Source organism: Micromonospora sp. BS32, assembly GCF_059089345.1.
Genome location: NZ_JBSSHR010000173.1, coordinates 1 through 380 on the forward strand (window position 1 = coordinate 1; position 380 = coordinate 380).

Annotated in this window: 1 protein-coding gene; it reads left to right on the top strand. The window is 74.5% G+C overall.

The features are described 5' to 3' along the window. Positions 1-380 (top strand): MBL fold metallo-hydrolase (locus tag AC5RWQ_RS30775; RefSeq protein WP_494286096.1); only part of this gene is annotated, 380 nt, incomplete at both ends.

Below are 380 nucleotides of genomic sequence, written 5' to 3' on the forward strand. Positions count from 1 at the left end.
CGGCTACCGGCTGGACGAGCCGGCCGGGCGGCGCATGCTGCCCGAGCGGCTGGCCGCCCACGGCATCACCGGACCGGACGTCGGCCGCCTGCAACGGGACGGCGCGCTGCGCGGGGTGGCGCTGGAGCAGGTCAGCGAGGTTCGGCCGGGCCAGTCCTTCGCCTTCGTGATGGACACCCGGATGTGCCCCGCGGTGCCCGAACTCGCCGCCGGCTGCGACATGTTGGTGATCGAGTCCACCTTCCTCGACCAGGACGCGCGGTTCGCCGAGGAGTTCGGCCACCTGACGGCCGGCCAGGCGGGCCGGGTGGCCGCGGAGGCGGGTGTGCGGCACCTGGTGCTCACCCACTTCTCGCAGCGCTACCCCGACCCGGACGACT